We start from the raw sequence: 21,146 nt of genomic DNA on the forward strand, positions 1-21,146 counted from the left end.
TCGGCTTCCTTGATGTCTATCTGTCCGTCCGGTCGGCGCTGTCGACGCCGTCCAGAAGATTGGAGTACCAGGGCCGGTCGGCCGCGCCCTGGTCGGTGCGGTGCTCCTCGGCCGCCCGGGGGTCGGCCATGACGTAGCCGGTCTCCCCCGGCATCACGTAGTGCAGATGCTCGCGCGCCAGCCGCTGGATGTACGCGTCGTCCTGGAGGCGGGCCTTCTCGTCCCGCAGCTCCTCGACCCGCTTCGCGGCCTCGCGCGTCAGCTGCTCCTGCTCCGCGATGTCGCTCCGCTGCGACACGTACTGCCGCATCGGATAGGCGAGCGCCACGATCAGCGAGCAGACCACGAGCACCAGGAAGGCGGCGCGTCCGGTGAGCCGGGAGCGGCGGGCCTGTCTGCGGGTCTGCGAGCGGTAGACCCGGGCGGCGGTCTGCTCGCCCAGAATCCTGATCTTGGTCGCGGTGGAGAACCGGTCCCGGTTCGCGGCCATGGTCCCGCCTCCCTCAGAGGCCCGGCATGCCCCGTTCCTCTGTACTGCCGTACTGCCTCTGTACGCGCGTACGTCCCCGGACACGGTACGGGACCGTGGCCGGGGACGGCCGTAGGACGGGCGGGCCGATGGCCGGTTGCCCGGGTCAGTCCTTGAAACGGGGGAACGCGCTGCGGCCCGCGTAGACCGCCGCGTCGTCGAGGATCTCCTCGATACGCAGCAGCTGGTTGTACTTGGCGACGCGCTCGGAGCGGGCCGGGGCGCCGGTCTTGATCTGGCCGCAGTTGGTGGCGACGGCGAGGTCGGCGATCGTGACGTCCTCGGTCTCGCCGGAGCGGTGCGACATCATGCACTTGAAGCCGCTGCGCTGCGCCAGCTCGACGGCGTCCAGGGTCTCGGTCAGCGAACCGATCTGGTTGACCTTGACGAGCAGGGCGTTGGCCGAGCCCTCCTCGATGCCACGGGCCAGGCGCTCGGGGTTGGTGACGAACAGGTCGTCCCCGACGATCTGGACCTTGCTGCCCAGCTTGTCGTTGAGGACCTTCCAGCCGGCCCAGTCGTCCTCGAAGAGCGGGTCCTCGATGGAGACCAGCGGGTACGAGGCGACGAGCTCCTCGTAGTACTCGGTCATCTCGGCGGCCGAGCGGGACTTGCCCTCGAACTCGTAGGAGCCGTCCTTGTAGAACTCGGAGGCCGCGACGTCGAGCGCGAGCGCGATGTCCTTGCCCGGGGCGTAACCGGCTTCCTTGATGGCCACGAGGATCAGGTCGAGCGCGGCGCGGTTGGACTCCAGGTTCGGCGCGAAACCGCCCTCGTCGCCGAGGCCCGTGGAGAGCCCCTTCTCCTTCAGGACCTTCTTCAGCGTGTGGTAGACCTCGGCGCCCCAGCGCAGGGCCTCGGAGAACGACTCGGCGCCGATCGGCGCGATCATGAACTCCTGGATGTCCACGTTCGAGTCCGCGTGCGACCCGCCGTTGAGGATGTTCATCATCGGAACGGGCAGCAGGTGCGCGTTCGGGCCGCCGAGGTAGCGGAAGAGCGGCAGGTCCGAGGCCTCGGAGGCGGCGTGCGCCACGGCCAGGGAGACACCGAGGATGGCGTTGGCACCGAGCGAGGACTTGTCGGGGGTGGCGTCCAGGTCGAACATCGCCTGGTCGATGAGGCGCTGCTCGGTGGCGTCGTAGCCGACGAGCTCCGGGCCGATCTGCTCGATGACGGCGAGGACGGCCTTCTCGACGCCCTTGCCCTGGTAGCGGTTCTGGTCACCGTCGCGGAGCTCAAGGGCCTCGAACGCACCGGTGGACGCACCGGAGGGGACAGCAGCACGGCCGGTGCTGCCGTCGTCGAGGCCGACCTCGACCTCGACCGTGGGGTTGCCTCGGGAGTCAAGGATTTCCCGGGCTACGACGACGTCGATGGACGGCACGAGCATCTCCTTCTGGGATGTGACGCTTGGAGTGCAGGGCCTCATTGGCCTTGCGGCATGAGCCTAACCGGCTCCCGGTCGGCGGTCGGCAGATGCCCGCCCGCTGGGACGAAAAGAGTCCGCGATGACCGTTCGGCCGCGAATGTCCAGGGGTCGGCCGGGGGCGGTCGGGGTCCGGCGCGGTCGGTCGCGGTCGGTCGCGGTCCGTCGGGGTCCGGCGCGGTCCGGCGCGGTCCGGCGCGGTCGGTCGCGGTCCGGCCCATGGCCTGAAGACCGTCCGAACCCCGGCCCGGCGCGTCCGGGGGAGTGAGGCGCGCCGGACCGGGGTTCAGGGGGAAAGGGTCAGCTCAGGTGGAGCTGCTGCCCCGGGAAGATCTCGTCGGCGTTCTCGACGATGTCCTTGTTCAGCTTGAAGAGCTTCTTCCAGCCGCCTTCGACCTTCTTGGTCTCGGCGATCTTGGAGAGGGTGTCTCCGGGCTTGACCTTGTACTCGCCGTCGCCCTTCTTGACCGGACCGCGCGTCTCACTACGCGAGGCGGGCTGCTCCTTCGCGGCACGCGGGGCGGACTGCTGCGGGGCGGACCGCTCCTTCGGAGCGGCCTGCGGGGCCGGGTCGGCGGAGCCGGCGTCGTTCGAGGCGTTGGACAGGCCCACGCCGCAGCTCGGCCAGGCACCCTTGCCCTGGCCCGCCAGGACCTTCTCGGCGATCTGTATCTGCTGGGACTTCGAGGCCTGGTCGGCACTGGACGCGAAGGCGCTGCCGCCGTACGCGGCCCAGGTGGAGGCGGAGAACTGGAGCCCGCCGAAGTAACCGTTGCCGGTGTTGATCGACCAGTTGCCGCCGGACTCGCACTGGGCGACGGCGTCCCACTCGGAGGTGGTGGCGGCGGAGGCGGAGGTGGCGCCGATCAGCGGGGCCGCGACAGCGGCACCGGTGATGCCGGCGAGCGTGGCGTAACGGACGGCCTTGGACGGACGACGGTGCTTGCCCTTGCCGGACGCGCTGGAAAACAGCATGCGAAATCTCCTCACCGACGCCTGCGAGGTGAGCTGTCGGGTTCGGGCCAAGTGAGTTGCCCGGCCGTGCGGCCCGGGAACGTCTTCACGTCCCCACCGCGCACGGCTCCACCCCGAGCCGGCCGTGATGACCGGCGCTTACCTGTGGGTCCCCCGCTCCTGCCTTCGGCGCGTGATGCGACGAGTACTCCCCCGACCGACGGCAGGATTCGGCGTGACGGTCGACGGTGCCCGCGGTGCGAGCGGTTCAGACCGTAAACACAGACATCCCGGATGTTCAAAGAAGGAACATCCGGGATGATTCGCCCATCCTGCCCCGAGGAAACCTCTGTTTACGCAGGTCGGAACGGAAAGAGGGTGAGTTGCCGGGCAGATCGCATCAGTTGGGGCGAAGAGACGCTTGTCTCACTTGCTCAGATGCGGACATAGCCCGTGCAACTACCCTTGATTCGCGGTCACATCGAGCTTCTGGCCCGGCAGGATGAGGTCCGCGTCGGAGCCCACGACCTCGCGGTTCGCCTTGTAGAGCGCCGCCCAGCCACCCTCCACCTTCTGCTCGTCGGCGATGGCCCACAGGTTGTCGCCGGCGCGGACGGTGTACGAGCCGTCGGCGGCGGCGTCATCGCCGCGCACCGAGCTGTCACCGCGTGAGGCATGACGGCCGCTTTCGCGGTCTTCGTCCGCCTTACCCGCCTTGCCGGTCTCGGCCGCCTCGGCCGGCTCGCTCGGCTCGGGGGCCGCCTCGCCGCGGTGCTTGCCCTTGGCGGCGTCGGCGGTGCTGGGCTCCGCGCTCGGTTCTGCGTTCGGCTCCGTGCTCGGCTCGTCGGCGTCGGACGCCGAGTCGCGGCCGAACTGCCCGGACGACGGCGTCGACTCGGGAGCGGGGGGCAGCACGGCCTCTTCGCTCGACTCGGGCTCGGGGGACCCTTCGGAGGGCTCGCTGTCCGGAGCCGTGTCCGCGCCGGCGTCCTGGCTCTCACCCTCGCCCGCGTCGGCGCCCGCGTCCGCGTCCGCCGTGAGCCCGGTGACCAGCGCGCAGGTCGGCCACGCGCTCGGACCCTGCGCCGCGAGGATCTTCTCGGCGACGGCTATCTGCTGGCTGCGGCTGGCCTGGTCGGCGGTGGGGGCGTACGCCGTACCGCCGAAGTCGACCCAGGTCTCCTGGGAGATCTGCAGGCCGCCGTAGTAACCGTTGCCGAGGTCGGCGCTCCACATGCCGCCGCTCTCGCACTCGGCGACGCGGTCCCAGGTGGAGGCGTCGGCCGCACTGGCGCCGGTCGCGCCGAGCAGCGGGATGGCGATCGCCGAGCCTGTCACCCCTGCCGCGACGACAAGGGCGGGGGCCTGACGGGGCCGACGGTGCCGGCCGTTCCCGGAGCGCATGCGGTTGCCTTCCGTGAGACTGCTGAAACGTGAGTCCCAGCGTGTGAGTGCCGGGACGATCGTGAACGTAGCCGCACTCGAACGCCTGTCACAAGTCGATGCAGCGGAGATCACGTGAAAGTCACAGTGCTGACAATCCGTCAGTCACGCACCGCTGTGAACTGCACCGGGAGCGTGCGCAGTCCACGCATGATGAGCCCGCCACGCCATCGCAAATCGGATGGATCGACCGCAAGTCGCAAGTCGGGCAGGCGGGTCAGAAGGGTCGCGAGCGCGGTCTGTCCCTCCAGCCGCGCGAGCGGCGCGCCGAGGCAGTAGTGGATGCCGTGGCCGTATCCGAGGTGTTTGTTGTCACTCCGCGACAGGTCGAGCCGGTCCGGGTCGGCGAACCGCGCCGGGTCGCGGTCGGCGGCGGCGAGTACGACGAGGACGGGGTCGCCCACCGCGACGCTCTGCCCGCCGAGTTCGACGGCCTCGGTGGCGTAGCGCCAGGTGGCGAGCTCCACCGGCCCGTCGTAGCGCAGCAGTTCCTCGATCCCGGTCGCGAGCAGCTCCGTCTCGCCGGCGTCGAGGGAGCGCTGAAGCCGCTCGCGCTGGCCGGGGTTACGGAGCAGGGCGTACACGCCGTTCCCCACCAGATTCACGGTGGTTTCGAACCCCGCGAAGAGAAGGATGAACGCCATCGCGGCGGCCTCGTTCTCGGTGAGATGCTCGCCGTCGTCGCTCGCCCGGATCAGACCGGAGATCAGGTCGTCGCCGGGGTCATCCCTCTTACGGTGGATGAGGTCGGCGAGATACCCCCGCATCTTCTTCACTGACCGCGCGACCCCACCGCGCGGCCCGCCGCCGTGCCGGATCATCATCCCGGCCCAGTCGCGGAAGTCGTCCTGGTCCTCGCGGGGGACACCGAGCAGATCGCAGATCGCGTAGATGGGAAGCGGGAAGGCGAAGTCGTGGATGAGGTCGGCCTCCCCCTTCGCGGCGAATGCGTCGATCAGCCCGTCCGTCAACTCCTGTACGCGTGGCGCGAATTCGGCCACCCGCCGGGGCGTGAACGCCTGCGACACGAGCCGCCGCAGCCGGGTGTGGTCGGGCGGATCGATATTCAGCAGATGCGTCATCAACTCCGCGCCACGCTCCCCCGGGATTCCCGTCTTCCCCTTGGCGTGCGGCTGCTCGGCGTGATGCACGGGATTCTTCGACAGCCGCGGATCGCCAAGCGCACGCCTGGCGTCCACATACCGCGTCACCAGCCAGGCGTCGACCCCACTCGGCAACCGGGTCCGACGCACGGGCGCGTGCTCGCGGAGCCAGGCGTAGGCGGGGTAGGGGTCGGTGGCGAACTCCCAGGTGAAGAGAGCGGGAGCGGGGGGCGGCGGCGTGGCGGCGGGGTCGTGCATGGCCCGACAGTAACGGCCCCTGCGGACGGCGTTCTCCCATGGTGCGGGCGGAGCTGATGAGCCTTCGCCGCGAGGATCGCGTCGCGGTAGGTAGGAGACGCTCGGCGCCGCCGAGCGTGGATCGACGCGGTTACCCGCCGGGCGGCGAGCACTCGATGCCGGAGACCGGCGTGGCCGGCGAGGGCGCCCGGCCGGGGGTGGGGGCGGCGGTCTCGTCGAGCCCACGGGCGGTGTGGATCCGCAGCAGTCCGTCGATGCCGCGCAGCAGGGTCTCGCCGGCCAGGACGGGGTCGCCGAGGTAGCCGGCGCTCATCGCGCCGTCGCGGAGCATGACGAAGTGGCGCCCGGCGTGGTCGGCCTGCGAGGCGGTGATCTCGGCGAACAGTCCGGTGATCGTCCGCAGGAACCAGTCACGGTGTCGCACGACGGCCCGGTGGACCGGGTGGTCGGGATCGGGGAATTCCGCCGCCGCGTTGAGGAAGGCGCATCCGCGGTAACCGGGCGAGCGGATCTGCTCGACCAGGGACGCACCGATGCCCCGCAGGATCCCGTCGGTCGGCACGTCCGCGGCCGTCAGGGAGCCGATCTGGGCGCGGATCGCCTGGTCGACGCTTCTGATGTAGGCGGCGACCAGGTCGTCCTTGCTGCGGAAGTGGCGGTAGAAGGTGGCGTTGGTGACCTTCGACTCGGCGACCAGACGGTCGACGCCCACCGTGTGGATGCCCTCCGCGTAGAAGAGCCGCGCGGCGGTCCCCAGGAGCCGCTCGCGGGCCTCTGAGACCCGCCTTCCGGTGCCTGTGCCGACTTCCGTCTGTGCCATGTCACCCATTGTAGGGGTAGAACGCTCTCTCTTGTTTTTCGCGGAAGAGGTGTGCCAGACTCCCCAGAAGTAGAGAGAACGTTCTCTCTGCTTCCTACTCATTGGAGAACCCCATGGCGTCCACCGCCTCCGCCGACCAGATCGGCGCCACGCCCGCCCTGCGTCGGCTGTACGTCATTCGCTTCGTCTTCGCCGCCGCGTGGGCGGTGCTTCTGCTGGTGTCCGGCTCGGACCTCACCGTCGGGGCGAAGCTGCTGCTGTTCCTCTATCCGGTCTTCGACGTGGCCGCGGCCGTCGTCGATGCCAGGTCGGCGCGCGTCGGCGGGCCGGTCAAGGGCCTGTACGCGAACATCGCCGTCAGCTCGCTCGCCGCCGTCGGCATCGCGGTCGCCGGGACCTCGGGCGTCGCCGACGTGCTGCGCGTCTGGGGCGCGTGGGCGGTCGTCTCCGGGCTGGTCCAGCTCCTCGTGGGCGTCGCGCGCCGGCCGATGGGTGGCCAGTGGGCCATGATCGTCAGCGGCGGCATCTCGGTGCTGGCCGGTGCGACTTTCATCCGAAGCGCCTCGCAGGACGACCCCGCGCTGACCACCCTCGCCGGCTACGCCACGCTCGGCGGGATCTTCTTCCTCGTCTCGGCGTTCCGCCTGTCCCGCTCGGCCCGCAGGGGCTGACCGTTGGCGACCGGGGATCGCGTCGGACCCCGCCCACCGCTACCCGTCCGAGTCCCGCCCCTTCGCCTCCGCCGCCAGGATCGCGTCCCGGTAGACCCGGGACGCCGCGCGCAGGGAGGCTTCCGGGTCGGCGCCCGCCTCTTCCGCGCGGGCGGCGAGGGCCAGGAGGTCGTAACCGATGCCCTCGCCCCGCGGGAGCGGGACGTCCAGGGGGGAGGCGGCGACGCGGGAGGTGAGTTTGGCCGCGAGGGCGAGGGCCGGCTGGCCCAGAGGGATGCCGGTGGTGATGGAGTCGCGTTGTTTCTCCGCCGCCTTCGTGCGGAGCCAGTGGGCCTTCACGTCCTCCGGGGTCTCGGCCTTCTCGTCGCCGAAGACGTGGGGGTGGCGGTGGATCAGCTTGTCGACGATCGTGGCCGCCACGTCGTCGATCGAGAACGGCTCGTCCTCCTCCTCCGCGATGCGGGCGTGGAAGACCACCTGGAGCAGGACGTCGCCCAGCTCTTCGCGCAGTTCGTCGCGGTCGCCGCTCTCGATCGCCTCGACCAGTTCGTACGACTCCTCGATGGCGTACTTGGCGAGGCCCTCGTGCGTCCGGGTGGAGGACCAGGGGCATTCGGCGCGGATGCGGTCCATGACCTGGACGAGGTCGAGGAGGCGGGCGCCCGGCAGGTCGTAGGAGCCGGGGAGCAGCTCCAGGTCGGGCATCTGGACGCGGCCCGAGCCCGCGAGGCGGGAGAGGCCGTCGGTGAGGGCCTGGTCGCCCTCGCCGGAGGGCAGGACCACGACCGTACGGCCGCCGGCGCAGGCCTCCACCAGTTCCTGGGCGGTGGGCGCGGCGAGCGCGACAGTGACACCGGCCTCGCGCAGATACGGCAGCTGGGGGTGCGCGGGGTCCGCGCACAGGACCTGGTCGGCCTCGCGCAGCGTCTGCCAGGCGGGCCAGGACAGCACGCCGGGCGCGACCCGGTGGCTGACGGTGAGGAGGACGATACGGCCGGGGGCGACGGCAGGTTCTTCGGTCACCCGAGGAAACCTACCTCCGGGCCCCGGCCTCGCCTCACGCGCCCGTCGGGGCCTGCTCCGGCGGAGCCTCCTTCGTGACCTGGGTGAGCCACGGCGTCTTCGCCTCGCCGAGCCTGACCTGCTTCACGTCCCACGCGCCGTACCGCGGGTTCACGTCGATGCCCAGCTCCTCGGACGTCTTGACCAGCACGGCGAGCACCTGCTGCTGGCCCTCGGGCGTGGTGGTGTTCGCGCCCAGCGACTGCGCCAGCTTCGACATCAGCACCTCGCGCCGGATCGCGGTGTCGATCTGGTCCGGGGTGAGCGCGCCCTGCTGGAGCAGCATCGCCTCCAGCTGGTCCTCGCCGCCGGACTGCTGGGCCGCCGCCTGGCGGGTGGACTGGATGTCCTTGCGGGACGCCTTCACACCGGCGTCGTCCGCGGCCTTCTGGAGGATCCGGTCGAAGATCATGCTGTTGAGCTTGACCTGCCCGAGCTGGCCGGTGTTCTTGATGAGCTCGGCCGCTTGCGGGGACGCCTGCTGCGCGTCGCGTACGTCCCGGACCTGGGCCTGCAGCGTGGACACCTCGATGCGTTCACCGCCGACGACGGCCGCGGCGCCGGGGTGGGCGTCGTTGCCGCAGGCGGTGAGGAGCGGGGCCGCTGCGATGAGCGCGGCTGAGAGTGTGAGCGCTGTGCGACGGCGGCGGTGCAAAGGGTGCCTCCTGGATCGTGACAACGACCGTGCGTTGATCGATGTTAGGCAGTGGCGGCGGATCCGATCCAGTCACCCTGTCCTTTTACGAAAACTTCGCCCTGTCCCGCCCGCTGCCCGCCCGCTGCCCGTCCGGCGCCGCCTCGGGCTCGGGCTCCGGCTCCGGTGTCGGCGGGTCCGGTTCGTCGGGTCGCAGCATGATCGTGCGGGAGACCACGAAGGTGATCGGGATCGCCGCCGCCGCGGCGATCAGGGGCGCGTAGGTGCTGCTGAATTCCAGTACGTCGACCAGCAGATAGACACCGCACGTGGTGATGGTGAAGTTCGCCGCGTTGGTGAGCGGGAAGAGCAGGAACTTCCGCCAGGTCGGCCGGGTCCGGTAGGTGAAGTAGGAGTTGAGGAAGAACGAGCCGATCATGCTGAGCACGAAGGCGACGACATGCGCCGCGACGTAGGGGAGCCAGGTCAGCAGGACCAGATAACAGGCGTAGTACGAACCGGTGTTGACGACCCCGACGAGCGCGAATCTGATCAGCTGGCCCCGGACCCTCATGTGCCTACGAGCTCCTGCTCCTGGTCCGTCGTCGCACCTGCCCGGCGCGGCCGGTCCACGTCGGTCGCCGCCACCAGATAGTGGGGGCGCCGCTTCACCTCGTAATAGATGCGGCCGACGTACTCGCCGACGACTCCCACCATCACCATCTGTACGCCCGACAGCGCCGTGATGGCCACCAGGAGTGTGACATAGCCGGGTGCGTCGACCCCGCTGACCATGGCGTCGACGACGATCCACGCCGCGTACAGGGAGGCGAGCGAGAGCAGCACCAGTCCGAGGTAGAGCGCGGCGCGCAGGGGCTTGTTGTTGAAGGAGAGCATGCCGTCGAGCCCGTAGTTGAGCAGCTTTCCGAAGCTCCACTTGGAACGGCCCTGCTCACGGACCGCGTTCTCGTACTCGAAGGTGGTCGAGCGGAATCCGACCCAGGCGAAGATTCCCTTGGAGAAGCGGTTGTACTCGGCGAGGCCGAGCACCGCGTCGACCGCGCGGCGCGACAGCAGCCGGAAATCCCCGACACCGTCGACCAGTTCGACGTCGATCAGACGGTTGATGAGCCGGTAGTAGGCGCGGGCGGCCAGGGTGCGGGTGACGCGGTCGCCCTTGCGCGTACGGCGGGCGATGACCTGCTCGTACCCCTCCTCGTGGAGGGCGAGCATGCGCCGGACCAGCTCCGGCGGGTGCTGGAGGTCCGCGTCCATGATGACGACGGCGTCGCCCTTCGCGTACTTCAGACCGGCCAGCATCGCCGCCTCCTTGCCGAAGTTCCGGCTGAAGGAGACGTAACGGGCGCGGGGGTCGGCCGCGGCGAGCTCGTCCAATCGCTCCAGAGTCCCGTCCCGGCTTCCGTCGTCCACGTAGACCAGCTCGAACTCATGCCCGAGTTCCCCTTCGAGCAGCGTGAGTTCATCGGTCACACGGTCGTGGAAGCGGTCGACGATCGCCTCTTCGTTGAAGCACGGGACCACTAGTGAGATCAGCACGGTAGAACGACAGCCCACAGGAATGTCACCGGCGGATTCCCGGCGTGAATTACAGGCGGCCATCACATGAACTGAAGTGGTAACGACCCCTATGTCCGGATCCACACTGACATATTCGATCACTATGCCGATCCTGGAATCCGTGCGTGGCCGGGCAGCCACGTTCGCCGCTCTGATCACCGTGGCCACCGTCTGTGTGGGTGACGCGGTGGCACGGAGCTTCCCCTTCAGCTCCGAGACCAGGAGCGTCAACGACCTGGGCAACCAGTTCGTCCCCTTCCACGCCAAGCTGTGGGACCTGCTGCACGGGCGCGGGGACGGCGGGCTGCTGCTCAACTGGCAGTCCGGGTACGGCACGGCGTTCCTGCCCGACCTCGGTACGTATCTGACCAGTCCCTTCGCCCTGCTGGTGGGGCTCTTCCCACGGGACCGGATCGACCTCGCCGTCTATGTCATCACCGTCCTCAAAATGGCGGCGGCGGGCGCGGCGATGGCCTGGCTGCTGCTCTCGATGGCGCGCGGGCGAAGGGACGCGGGGACGGAATCGGGGCGGGTCGCGACGCCGTGGTGGGTCGCCGGGGTGCTCGGCGCCACGTACGCGCTCTGCGGCTGGTCCGTCATCGAGGCGTCGTACAACCCGATGTGGCTCGACGGGCTCATCGCCTTCCCCCTGCTCTGCCTGGTCGGCGAGTGGGTGCGGGAAGGCCGCCGGCCGGTGCTCGGCCCGCTCGTCGTCGCTCTCGCGTGGATCGCCAACTTCTACACCGCGTACATGGCGACCCTCGGCGCGGCGCTCGTGCTCTGCGTCCAACTCCTGCTCGCCCGCGGGGCGGTGCGCGAGCGGCTGGGCGTCATGCTGCGCGGAACGGTCACCGTGCTGCTCGGGATCGGGCTCGCCGCGCCCGTGCTGCTGCCGGTGGTCATGGGGACGGGGCACGCGTATCCGGGCTGGACGACGGAGTTCGAACCCGCCGGCTGGAGCGAGATGTTCGCGCGGACGCTGCCCGCGACGTACGACTTCTTCACGCCCGCCGTCTTCCTGGGCGGCGGCGCCCTGCTGCTCGCCGCCGTGCTGCCGTTCAACCGGGCCGTGCCCCGGCGCGAGCGACTGGCGTGGGCCGGGCTCGCGGGCGGGGTCGCGCTGTCGTTGCAGTGGGGGCCGACGCATCTGCTGTGGCACGCCTTCGCGACGCCCAACGGCAGCCCGTTCCGGCAGACGTTCGTGCTGTCAGGGCTGCTGGTGATCGCGGCCTGGCAGTGTCTGGCGTACGGCTGGCCGGGCCGCCGCCCGCTGTTCGCCGGCACCGGCGTACTCGTCGCGGTCGGAGCCTTCGCCGCCACCGACGCGCTGACCGGCCGGCGCGCCCTCGCGCTCTACGCGTGCGGGCTCGCGGCGGCCGTGGCCGCGCTGCTGGTGGTACGGCTGCTGCCCCGGCGCCGGTACGCGGCGCTGGCCGCGCTGCTGCTGGTGGGCGGGCTCGCGGGGCAGGCGGCGGCGACCGTCGCGTACGCCGACCGGGCCCGGCTCGACCGGCTCGACCACTACCCGGCGTGGGACGAGGCGCACGAGGAGCGCGCCGACGCGATCGCCGCCGTGGACGGGTGGCCGCGCTACCGCACCGACCCGGGGCGTACGCAGATCACCGCGAACGATCCGATGCTGCTCGGCGGGCAGGGCTCCTCCTACTACAGCAGTCACACGCCCGACGTGCTCACCCGTACGCTCGGCGCGCTCGGGGCCGGCTGGACGTCGAACGGACGGGCGGTGCAGAGCCTCGACAGCCCGGTCGTGGACGCCGTGTTCGCGGTCGGCGCGCGCTTCCGTACGGAGGCGGACGAGTCGAACGGGGGGCAGGCGGGCGGCGCTCCGCCCCAGCTGAGCCGGGCCGAGGTGCCCCCGCTGGTGACCGTACGACCGCCGGAGAGCACACCCGCGCGTTACGGGCCCTCGCCCTTCCGCAACCAGGAGACGCTGCTCGGCTCGCGCGTCTACTCCGACCCCGTCGCCGGGTCCTGCCCGGCGGGCCGCGAGGTCTTCCTCTGGGCGCCCGACTACTTCGGCACCGCCCGGCTCGGCGACGCCCCGCCCGTCGAGCTGCGCGGCGACAAGCCCCGCTGGCGCGCGGCCGTGACGTCGCTCGGGACGGCCGAACGCGCCGGTGAGCGCGTGACGTTCGACCGCGAGGTGACGGGCAGGCGGACGGTGGCCTGTCTGGACCGGGCGCGTCTCGACGCCGCCGTGGACCGGATGAAGAGGACCGGCGCCGTCTCCGTGCGGGTGACGGATCACGGTGTACGGGCCCAACTGCCGCCCGGCAGCAGGGGAACGGCCGTCATCGCCGCGCCCCGGATCGCCGGCTGGAGCTGCGCGGGGAAGCCGGCCGACTCATCCCTGGGCCTGGTCGCCGTCCCGCTGGACCCGGACGGCACGACCACCTCGGTCGACTGCTCGTTCCGGCCCCCGGGCCTGCGCTCGGGCGCCGCCCTGGGAGCCGCGTCGCTGCTCGTGCTGACGGCCATCGCCGTGCTCTCCGTACGGAGGCGGCGCCGCGAACGGCGAGGCCCGCAGGAGCTACCTGCCCCGGGTGGTGCCCCGGAACTGCTGCCTGCGGTCGAGCCCGCGCCGTAGCTCGACGGGGAGGGGGTGGTAGGGGCCGTACGCCCGCTCCGCGTCGTAGAGCAGGTGCTGCAACTGCTGCTGCGCCCCCGAGTGGTCGCCGACCGCCAGCAGCAGATTCCCGACGCGGTGCCTGATGTCGAAGACACGCGACTGGTCGGCGCCCGGCTGGGTGGCGCTTTCGTAGAAGGACAGCAGGGAGCGGTATTTGTTGAGCGCCGCGTGCGCCTCGCCGAGCTGTTCGAGGCACTGCGCGGTGTCGTAGCCGTACTGGAGCGTCTGCGGGTCGCCGGGGCCCGCCTCGGCCGCGCGGTCGTCGGCGAGGCGGCGCAGCTCGGGCAGGGCGCGGCGGTACTGGCCGTCGTCCATCAGCGTCGTCGCGTACTGCTTGCGCAGGATGCGTACGACCGGTGAGCGTTCGCCGTGCTCGGCCGCGGCGGCGGGCAGGATTCCGCCGATGATGTCGACGGCCTGGGTGATGCTGCCCTCGCCGAGGAGACGCTTGGCCTCGTCCACGGCGGCCGCGACGTCCGGGCGCCGGGCGGGCACGTGTTCCGGACTCGGGGGTACGGGCGCGGACGGCAGCGCGGTCGCGCGGTCGGGCCAGGGCGCGAGCGGGCGCAGGAACGGGCGGGCCGGGCCGAGCCACGCGCCGGCGCCCGTGGAGCCGGGAGCGCCGATCATCCCGCGCGTCGGCAGCAGCGGGGCGAGCGCCTCGTACACCTCCTGCGCTCCGGCGGGGCGGTGCTGCGGGTCCTTGGCGAGCAGCCGCAGGACGAGCGCCTCCAGCGCCTCGGGGACGTCCGGTCGGATCCGGCGGACCGGCACGGGCGGCTCGTACAGATGCCGGTGCAGCACACCGAGGGCGGTCGTGCCGGGGAACGGCACGGTGCCGCTGAGGAGTTCGTGCAGGACCGCGCCGAGGGCGTAGAGGTCGGTGTACGGGCCGACGGCGCCGCCCATCACCTGCTCGGGGGCCATGTAGGCGGGGCTGCCGATGACCGATCCGGTGTGGGTGAGGCGGGTGGTGTCGGTGTCGATGACGGAGGCCACGCCGAGGTCGAGCACGAGGACCGTGCCGTCGGGCTTGACCATCACGTTCCGCGGTTTGAGGTCGCGGTGCACGATCGGCACCGCGTGCACGGCGGCGAGCGCGGCGCACAGCTGGGCGGCGACCGAGGCGGCCCACTGCCACGGGTAGGGCGCGTGCTCGGTGAAGTGGGCCGCGAGGTCGGTTCCTTCGACGAACTGCATGACCAGATAGAGCTCGTCGCCGTCGCTGCCCGCGTCGTGGACGGTGACCAGGCCTGGGTGGTCGACCTGGGCGGTGACCCGGCATTCGCGGACGAACCGGCGGCGCATGTCCTCGGCGGCGGTCTCGGCGGCCATCTTGTCGGGGCGCAGCAGTTTGACGGCGACGCGGCGGCCGAGGCGCTGGTCGTACGCCGTCCAGACCTGGCCCATGCCGCCCTGGCCGATGAGCGAGGCCATCTCGTAACGGTCCGCGACGACGCGGGCGTTCACCGTCTGTCGCCCTCGCCGCTGTCACGGCGCAGGAGATCGCTCAGCTCGTCCAGCTCGGCGCGCACCTGGTCGATCCGGGGCGGCGGGGTGGAGTGGTTGGGCTGTGCGGGGGCGGGGGTCGCGGGGCCGGGCTGCGCGTACGGCGGCTGCTGGTGCCGCTGGGGCTGGTGTTGGGGCGGATGAGGCAGGGGCTGCTGCTGCGGTCCGGTCATCGGCCGGGTCGGACCGCCGTACCCGTAACCGGAGTTGGCGGGCGGCGGCTGGTACGGCGGCGCCATGTGCGGCGGATAGTAGCCCGGGTACGGCGCCGAGTGGCCCCGGTAGTGCCTGAAGTCCGCGTACAGGTAGTAGACGATGGCGGCGGTACCGGTCAACAGCATGCCGATCACGCCGACGTTGCCCGCGGGGCTGCTGAAGTCGTCGGTGTTGTCCTGGGCGAGATAGACGATCCACATGATGTTGAGGGCCACGTTCCCCACGAACAGCCACCAGTTCAGGACCGAGCGGGTCACGATCGCCACCCGCAGCGTCGTCGCCCAGGCGAGGAAGCCGCAGGTCAGCAGCGGCAAGGCCACGAAGATCACTCGCATGAAGGCGAGCATCCCGGGCGAGGGTGTGGCGCTCGGCGGAGGCTGCGCTGTTCCGGGGCCGTGCATGCTGCTCCTGACGGGCCGGTGGGGACGTCGGCGAAAGCGTATCGAGGGTATACAGCGGCACCGCCGGCCGAAGCCCGTCGTGTGAATCCCCCTGCCCCCGCACCTGGCCCCATCGCTCAGATCCGGTGGCGCACCCACACGTTGGGTTCGACGTACACACCGTATCCGCGGGTGGCCTCGCAGTGCACGGGCACGAGCGCTCCGGGTACGAGTACGGGTCCGTCGGTGTCGAACGGGAGCCCCGTCCACCCGCGCCACTGGTCGACCGATCCGCCGATGGTCATGGAGGCGGGCGCCACCGATTCGATGACACCGCCCGCGCGGACGTGGACGCGGAGCCAGGGGTCGTACGGCAGCCCGTCCTCGTCCCGTACGCGGCGGGCGTACTCGTCCATGGCGGCGTTCGGCTCCTCGTGCTTGGCGCTGGGTCGTACGGGGGCGAGCAGTTCGGTGAAGCCCCGGCTCGCGGCGTTCTCGCGCATCGCCGCCAGCATCCTGCCGGACAGGCCCTGGCCCTGCCGGTCGGTGGCGACGGTGATCTCGATGGCGCTGACGGTGTCGGGCTTGCGGCCGTGCCGCAGATCGGAGAACGCCCACAGCAGCGCCTGGTCCCAGCCGGTGGGCGGCAGGCTCTCGCGTCCCTCGGTGTGGAGCTGGAAGGGGACGCTGAAGGCGCGGGCCACGACGATCCCCTCCTCGTCCGTGCCGACGAGCACGTACTCGGGCAGCTCGCCGACGATCCGCCCGATGTTCGCCCAGCCGACGGGGTCGTGAAGCATGAAGGTGGGCCAGGTGTCGAGCATTCGCCACATCGGTCCGACGAGTTCGGGACGTTCGGCGAGGGTGGTGACGGTCAGCTTCATACGCGCAGGTTAACGGCGTACGGCCCCCACGCCCCACCGGTTTTGTTCGCCCTCCGGGAAGGGGTCGCTCAGCCCGCGCACTGGGCTGCCATCACGCGCTTGTCCGGGGCCGTCACCGGCATCTCGTACTTGAGCGCCACCTGCGCGAACCGCACCACGTACGCGCAGCGGACGCCTCTGCTGGGCGGCAGCCAGGAGGCCGGCCCCGAGTCGCCCTTGCCGCTGTTCGTGGGGCCGTCGACCGGCAGCAGGTTCAGCGGGTCGTTCGCCAACCGCTCGCGCTTGTCCTCGTTCCAGCGGGCCGCGCCCAGCTGCCAGCTGTAGGACAGGGGCACCAGGTGGTCTATCTGGACGGCCGTCGCCCGCTTTTTCTTCCACGCGATGTCCTTGCCGGTGTACGGGTCGTGCAGCGTCATCGAGACGACCACACAGTCGGAGCCGGACCGGAACTCGACCTTCTGGCCGTCGCGTCTCAGCAGGTCGTTCCGGGTGTCGCAGCCGTTGCGGGCGAACGGGACGCCGTCGGCCGAGTCCATCCACGCGTAGCCGAACTCGTCCCGGTCGTAACCGGTCTTCGGCCCTCGCCCCTTCACCTCCAGCGTTCCGATCAGCTCGCGGCCCGCCGCCAGGTCCGCGTCCTTCGTGAGTGGCGCGAGACCGGGCGCGGTCCCGTCGGCATTCCCCAGCGGGCCGGCCGCCCGCCCGCCCGGGGCGCCGCCGTCGACTTCGCCGGAACCGGCGGAATCGATGGCGTCGCAGCCCGCGAGCAGCGAGGCGGCCAGCGCGACGACGAGCAGTGGCCGTACGGGACGGCGACGACGGGCGGGACGGGCGGAGCGCGGGGACGTACGTCTGACGAGGGTCACGACCCCAGGATCGTCGCCAGGAACTCCCCCGTCCACGACAGCAGTTCGCGTCCGACCACCGGCTTGCCACCGATCTTGCCCGCCGTCGGGCGCGGCACCAGGATCTGGTGGGCCGTCGGCTTGATCACCGTACGGGGATGGAGGCGCTTGAGCCGCAGCTCCTGCGACTCCCTCAACTCCACCGGTGCGAAGCGGATGTTGGACCCCTGGAGGACGATCTCGCCGACGCCGCAGGCCCGCGCCAGCATCCGCAGCCCCGCCACCAGCAGCAGGTTCTCGACCGGTTCGGGGAGCTTGCCGTAACGGTCGGTCAGTTCCTCGCGTACGGCGGTGATGTCGGCCTCCGAGTTGGCGGAGGCGATCGCGCGGTACGCCTGGAGGCGCAGCCGCTCGCCGGGCGCGTAGTCGTGCGGGACGTGCGCGTCGACCGGCAGCTCGATCTTGACCTCCAGCGGCGGCTCCTCCTGCACCGTGCCGTCGACCGCCGCGCGGTAGTCCGCGACGGCCTCGCCGACCATGCGTACGTACAGGTCGAATCCGACGCCCGCGATGTGCCCGGACTGCTCGCCGCCGAGCAGGTTGCCCGCGCCGCGGATCTCCAGGTCCTTCATCGCGACATACATGCCGGCGCCCATCTCGGTGTGCTGGGCGATCGTCGCGAGGCGTTCGTGCGCGGTCTCCGTCAGCGGCTTCTCCGGCGGGTAGAGGAAGTACGCGTAGCCGCGCTCGCGGCCGCGCCCCACCCGGCCGCGCAGCTGGTGGAGCTGGGAGAGGCCGAAGTTGTCGCCGCGTTCCACCACGAGGGTGTTGGCGTTGGCGATGTCGATGCCGGACTCCACGATCGTGGTGGAGACGAGGACGTCGAACTTCTTCTCCCAGAAGTCCACCACGACCTGTTCCAGGGCCTGTTCGGACATCTGGCCGTGCGCGGTGGCGATCCGCGCCTCGGGGACGATCTGGCGCAGCCGGGCCGTGGCGCGGTCGATGGACTCGACGCGGTTGTGGATGTAGAAGACCTGGCCCTCGCGCAGCAGTTCACGCCGGATGGCCGCGCCGATCTGCTTCTCCTCGTACGGTCCGACGAAGGTCAGCACCGGGTGCCGCTCCTCGGGCGGGGTGGTGATGGTCGACATCTCGCGGATGCCGGTGACCGCCATCTCCAGCGTGCGCGGGATCGGCGTCGCGGACATGGTCAGCACGTCGACGTTGGCGCGGAGCTTCTTCAGCTGCTCCTTGTGCTCGACGCCGAAGCGCTGCTCCTCGTCCACGATCACCAGGCCGAGATCCTTGAACTTCGTCTCGGAGGAGAAGAGGCGGTGCGTGCCGATGACGATGTCGACCGACCCCTCCCGCAGCCCTTCGAGGGTCGCCTTCGCCTCGGTGTCGCTCTGGAAGCGGGACAGCGCCTTCACGACGACGGGGAACTGCGCGTACCGCTCGGAGAAGGTGCCGAAGTGCTGCTGCACGAGCAGTGTCGTGGGGACGAGGACGGCGACCTGCTTGCCGTCCTGGACGGCCTTGAAGGCGGCGCGTACGGCGATCTCCGTCTTGCCGTAGCCGACGTCGCCGCAGACCAGCCGGTCCATCGGGACCGTCTTCTCCATGTCCTCCTTGACCTCGGCGATGGTGGAGAGCTGATCGGGGGTCTCCACGTACGGGAACGCGTCCTCCAGCTCCCGCTGCCAGGGCGTGTCCGCGCCGAAGGCGTGGCCGGGCGCCGCCATCCGCGCCGAGTAGAGCTTGATCAGGTCGGCGGCGATCTCCTTGACCGCCTTCTTGGCGCGCTGCTTGGTCTTCGTCCAGTCGGCGCCGCCGAGTCGGTGCAGGGTGGGGGCCTCGCCGCCGACGTACTTGGTGACCTGTTCGAGCTGGTCGGTGGGGATGTAGAGGCGGTCGCCGGGCTGGCCGCGCTTGGCGGGGGCGTACTCGACGAGCAGATACTCACGGGTCGCGCCCTGCACGGTGCGCTGGACCATCTCCACGTACCGGCCGACGCCGTGCTGCTCGTGGACGATGAAGTCGCCCGCCTCCAGGGTGAGCGGGTCGATCGTCTTGCGGCGCTTGGTCGGCATCCGTACGCCGTCCTTGCCCGCGGCCTTCTGGCCGGACAGGTCGGTCTCGGTGAGGACGGCGAGCCTGAGCGCCGGGTCCACGAAGCCGTAGTCGATCGAGCCGCACGCCACGTGCACGAGGGCCGGGGAGATCTCGGTGAGGCCCTGCCCACCGCGCGCCTCGGGGGTGTCGAGCCGGGCGGGGATGCCCTCGCCGCCGAGCACCTCGACGGTACGGACGGCGGTGCCGTGGCCCTCTGTGACATAGACGGTGCGCCAGCCGTCGGCGAGCCAGCCCTTGGTGTCGGCGAGGGCGCGGGCGGTGTCGCCGCGGTACGTCTCCGGGGCGCGCATGCCCAGCTTGAGGGTGTCCTCCGACAGCTCCTCGTCGGCGGCGAACGGCGCCACCGACCACCACATCATCCCCAGCTCGCGGGCCCGGTCGCGGACGTCCGCGATGCCCCGGAGCGAGGCCGCGCCGACGTCGATGGGCGCCTCCCCGCCGCCGGCTCCGGCCGCCCAGGACGCCTGGAGGAACTCCTGGCTGGTGGCGACCAGGTCGGCGGCGCGGGTGCGGACCCGCTCGGGGTCGCAGACCAGCGCCATCGAGCCCGCGGGCAGGACGTCGAGCAGCAGCTCCATGTCGTCGACGAGGACCGGTGCCAGGGCCTCCATGCCCTCCACCGCGATGCCCTCCGAGATCTTGCCGAGCATCTCGCTCAGCTCGGGGTGCACCTCGGCGAGGGCGGCGGCCCGCTCCCGTACCTGAGGGGTGAGCAGCAGCTCACGGCAGGGCGGCGCCCACAGTCCGTGTTCGGCGACTTCGAGTGACCGCTGGTCGGCGACCTTGAAGTAGCGGATCTCCTCGATGTCGTCGCCCCAGAACTCCACCCGCAGGGGGTGCTCCTCGGTGGGCGGGAAGACGTCCAGGATGCCGCCTCGTACGGCGAACTCGCCGCGCTTCTCGACCAGTTCGACGCGGGCGTACGCGGCGGCGGACAGCGCCTGCGTCACCTCGTTCAGATCGGCGGTGCCGCCGCTGGTCAGCGAGACGGGCTCCAGCTCGCCGAGGCCCTTGACCTGCGGCTGGAGCACGGAGCGGATGGGCGCGACGACGACGCTGACCGGTCCGGCGCCGGGATCGTCGGCGCGGGGGTGCGCGAGCCGGCGCAGCACGGCGAGCCGGCGGCCGACGGTGTCGCTGCGGGGCGACAGGCGCTCGTGCGGCAGCGTCTCCCAGGAAGGGAACTCCGCGACGGAGTCGGCGGGCAGCAGGGACCGCAGCGCGGCCGCGAGATCCTCGGCCTCCCGGCCGGTCGCGGTGACGGCGAGCACGGTCCGGCCCGCGTCACGCGCGAGCGCGGCGACCGCGAAGGGGCGGGCCGCGGGCGGACCGACCAGATCGACGTGCGAGCGGTGCCCGTCGGCGGCGGCGCCGACCGCTTCGGCGAGCGCCGGGTCTCGTACAACGGCGTCGAGCAGACCGTGCAGGCTCATGAAGGGGTTTCCGTCCGGATCCAGGGGTGTGGCGGGGGGCTTACGAACCGACGCGAGGCGCGTCACCTCAACGCGAAGGGCCCGACGCGTCTCACGGGCCGGGGGCTCCCAGCGTACGACCCTGGACGGACAGCCGCCGCGCGGGAGGGGACGGGGGCTGCCGGGGCGTCCCCGCCCGACACGGAGACGGTACCGGGCGTCACCCTGCGCGATCGGCGCTCACCGGTCTGATGACAGGACCACGCCCGCCGGTCCCGCCACCTTGCGCACACGCAAGTCCCACAACTCCTTCCTTGTCGGTCACGGCACTTACGCACCGGTCGAGGTCGTCGCGCGGATCGTCGGAGTCGGGCGGCGGCGATCCGTCGCCGTACGCCTGAGTGAGGGAGCGCTTGGGCGGCCGGGGCGCGCCCGGCTCGCCGATCAGGAAGTGGGCGTTCCCCATCTCGGGGATGCCGTAGGCGAGCGGGTGGTCGTGCAGCGAGGCGACCTTGTCGTAGTCGGTGGCCCTGGCGCGCAGCCGGGCCTCGTCCCGCTCGGTGCGCACCACCTCGACCAGGGAGAACGGCATCGGCCCCGGTGGGTGTGGAGGACACCCATCGGAGCCGAAAA

Annotated in this window: 17 protein-coding genes, 1 pseudogene and 1 riboswitch; of the genes and pseudogenes, 2 read left to right on the forward strand and 16 right to left on the reverse strand. The window is 71.2% G+C overall.

The features are described 5' to 3' along the window. Positions 1 to 16 precede the first annotated feature (16 nt). From ACIBBB_RS22520 to ACIBBB_RS22545, 6 genes are all read right to left on the reverse strand, one after another. Positions 17 to 490: a septum formation initiator family protein gene (locus ACIBBB_RS22520; RefSeq protein WP_189109531.1), complete on the reverse strand. Its 474-nt coding sequence runs from the start codon at positions 488 to 490 to the stop codon at positions 17 to 19. A 145-nt stretch (positions 491 to 635) separates the two neighbouring features. Further along, positions 636 to 1,922 (reverse strand): phosphopyruvate hydratase, encoded by a 1,287-nt coding sequence (eno, locus tag ACIBBB_RS22525; protein ID WP_189109532.1) that lies wholly within the window; start codon positions 1,920 to 1,922, stop codon positions 636 to 638. 336 nt (positions 1,923 to 2,258) lie between these two features. Beyond that, entirely contained in the window at positions 2,259 to 2,933 is a 675-nt protein-coding gene (locus ACIBBB_RS22530) for a transglycosylase family protein (RefSeq protein WP_398984626.1), read from the reverse strand. Between the two features lie 3 nt (positions 2,934 to 2,936). Then, positions 2,937 to 3,114, reverse strand: a riboswitch (cyclic di-AMP (ydaO/yuaA leader). Positions 3,115 to 3,371: 257 nt separating this feature from the next. Then, on the reverse strand, positions 3,372 to 4,316 hold the full coding sequence (locus tag ACIBBB_RS22535; protein WP_398984628.1) for a transglycosylase family protein: 945 nt from the start codon (positions 4,314 to 4,316) through the stop codon (positions 3,372 to 3,374). A gap of 140 nt (positions 4,317 to 4,456) precedes the next feature. Next, a complete protein-coding gene (locus ACIBBB_RS22540; protein ID WP_398984630.1) occupies positions 4,457 to 5,716 on the reverse strand; it encodes a cytochrome P450 in 1,260 nt (419 codons plus the stop codon). Positions 5,717 to 5,846: 130 nt separating this feature from the next. Then, positions 5,847 to 6,545: a TetR/AcrR family transcriptional regulator gene (locus tag ACIBBB_RS22545; protein WP_398984632.1), complete on the reverse strand. Its 699-nt coding sequence runs from the start codon at positions 6,543 to 6,545 to the stop codon at positions 5,847 to 5,849. A 104-nt stretch (positions 6,546 to 6,649) separates the two neighbouring features. Here ACIBBB_RS22545 and ACIBBB_RS22550 point away from each other — a divergent pair, with 104 nt between their 5' ends. Continuing rightward, complete coding sequence (locus tag ACIBBB_RS22550; RefSeq protein ID WP_398984634.1) at positions 6,650 to 7,207, forward strand: hypothetical protein; 558 nt, start codon at positions 6,650 to 6,652, stop codon at positions 7,205 to 7,207. A 39-nt stretch (positions 7,208 to 7,246) separates the two neighbouring features. Here the strand turns inward: ACIBBB_RS22550 and ACIBBB_RS22555 are convergent, their stop codons facing one another. The 4 genes from ACIBBB_RS22555 to ACIBBB_RS22570 all read right to left on the reverse strand — a co-directional run bounded on the left by ACIBBB_RS22555 (position 7,247) and on the right by ACIBBB_RS22570 (position 10,460). Continuing rightward, positions 7,247 to 8,230 (reverse strand): nucleoside triphosphate pyrophosphohydrolase, encoded by a 984-nt coding sequence (locus ACIBBB_RS22555; RefSeq protein WP_398984636.1) that lies wholly within the window; start codon positions 8,228 to 8,230, stop codon positions 7,247 to 7,249. Positions 8,231 to 8,264: 34 nt separating this feature from the next. Then, positions 8,265 to 8,924, reverse strand: a complete 660-nt coding sequence (locus ACIBBB_RS22560; protein ID WP_398984638.1) for a SurA N-terminal domain-containing protein — start codon at positions 8,922 to 8,924, stop codon at positions 8,265 to 8,267. 85 nt (positions 8,925 to 9,009) lie between these two features. After that, entirely contained in the window at positions 9,010 to 9,477 is a 468-nt protein-coding gene (locus ACIBBB_RS22565; RefSeq protein WP_398984640.1) for a GtrA family protein, read from the reverse strand. Next, a complete protein-coding gene (locus tag ACIBBB_RS22570) occupies positions 9,474 to 10,460 on the reverse strand; it encodes a glycosyltransferase family 2 protein (RefSeq protein ID WP_398984642.1) in 987 nt (328 codons plus the stop codon). The genes ACIBBB_RS22565 and ACIBBB_RS22570 overlap by 4 nt, the downstream gene beginning before the upstream one ends. 124 nt (positions 10,461 to 10,584) lie before the next feature. On the opposite strand from ACIBBB_RS22570, the gene ACIBBB_RS22575 reads away from it, so the two are divergent. Next, the gene (locus ACIBBB_RS22575; protein ID WP_398984644.1) at positions 10,585 to 13,089 is read left to right on the forward strand and encodes a YfhO family protein; all 2,505 of its coding nucleotides are present in this window, start codon (positions 10,585 to 10,587) and stop codon (positions 13,087 to 13,089) included. On the opposite strand, the gene ACIBBB_RS22580 is transcribed toward ACIBBB_RS22575, so the two are convergent. The 6 genes and pseudogenes from ACIBBB_RS22580 to ACIBBB_RS22605 all read right to left on the reverse strand — a co-directional run. After that, the gene (locus tag ACIBBB_RS22580) at positions 13,033 to 14,601 is read right to left on the reverse strand and encodes a protein kinase (protein WP_398984646.1); all 1,569 of its coding nucleotides are present in this window, start codon (positions 14,599 to 14,601) and stop codon (positions 13,033 to 13,035) included. The two genes, ACIBBB_RS22575 and ACIBBB_RS22580, sit on opposite strands and share 57 nt — an antisense overlap. Further along, complete coding sequence (locus tag ACIBBB_RS22585) at positions 14,598 to 15,191, reverse strand: hypothetical protein (protein ID WP_398984648.1); 594 nt, start codon at positions 15,189 to 15,191, stop codon at positions 14,598 to 14,600. The genes ACIBBB_RS22580 and ACIBBB_RS22585 overlap by 4 nt, the downstream gene beginning before the upstream one ends. Positions 15,192 to 15,373: 182 nt before the next feature. Next, on the reverse strand, positions 15,374 to 16,120 hold the full coding sequence (locus ACIBBB_RS22590) for an N-acetyltransferase (protein ID WP_398984650.1): 747 nt from the start codon (positions 16,118 to 16,120) through the stop codon (positions 15,374 to 15,376). 68 nt (positions 16,121 to 16,188) lie between these two features. Next, the gene (locus ACIBBB_RS22595; protein WP_398985007.1) at positions 16,189 to 16,917 is read right to left on the reverse strand and encodes an HNH endonuclease family protein; all 729 of its coding nucleotides are present in this window, start codon (positions 16,915 to 16,917) and stop codon (positions 16,189 to 16,191) included. Positions 16,918 to 16,982: 65 nt separating this feature from the next. Continuing rightward, positions 16,983 to 20,534, reverse strand: coding sequence for a transcription-repair coupling factor (gene mfd / locus ACIBBB_RS22600; protein WP_398984652.1), 3,552 nt, complete (start codon positions 20,532 to 20,534; stop codon positions 16,983 to 16,985). Positions 20,535 to 20,832: 298 nt separating this feature from the next. Further along, positions 20,833 to 21,078, reverse strand: a pseudogene (locus ACIBBB_RS22605) (bacteriocin biosynthesis protein SagD); the annotation flags it as partial. Between the last annotated feature and the right edge of the window lie 68 nt (positions 21,079 to 21,146).

Source organism: Streptomyces sp. NPDC051217, from assembly GCF_044455465.1.
Taxonomy (GTDB): domain Bacteria; phylum Actinomycetota; class Actinomycetes; order Streptomycetales; family Streptomycetaceae; genus Streptomyces.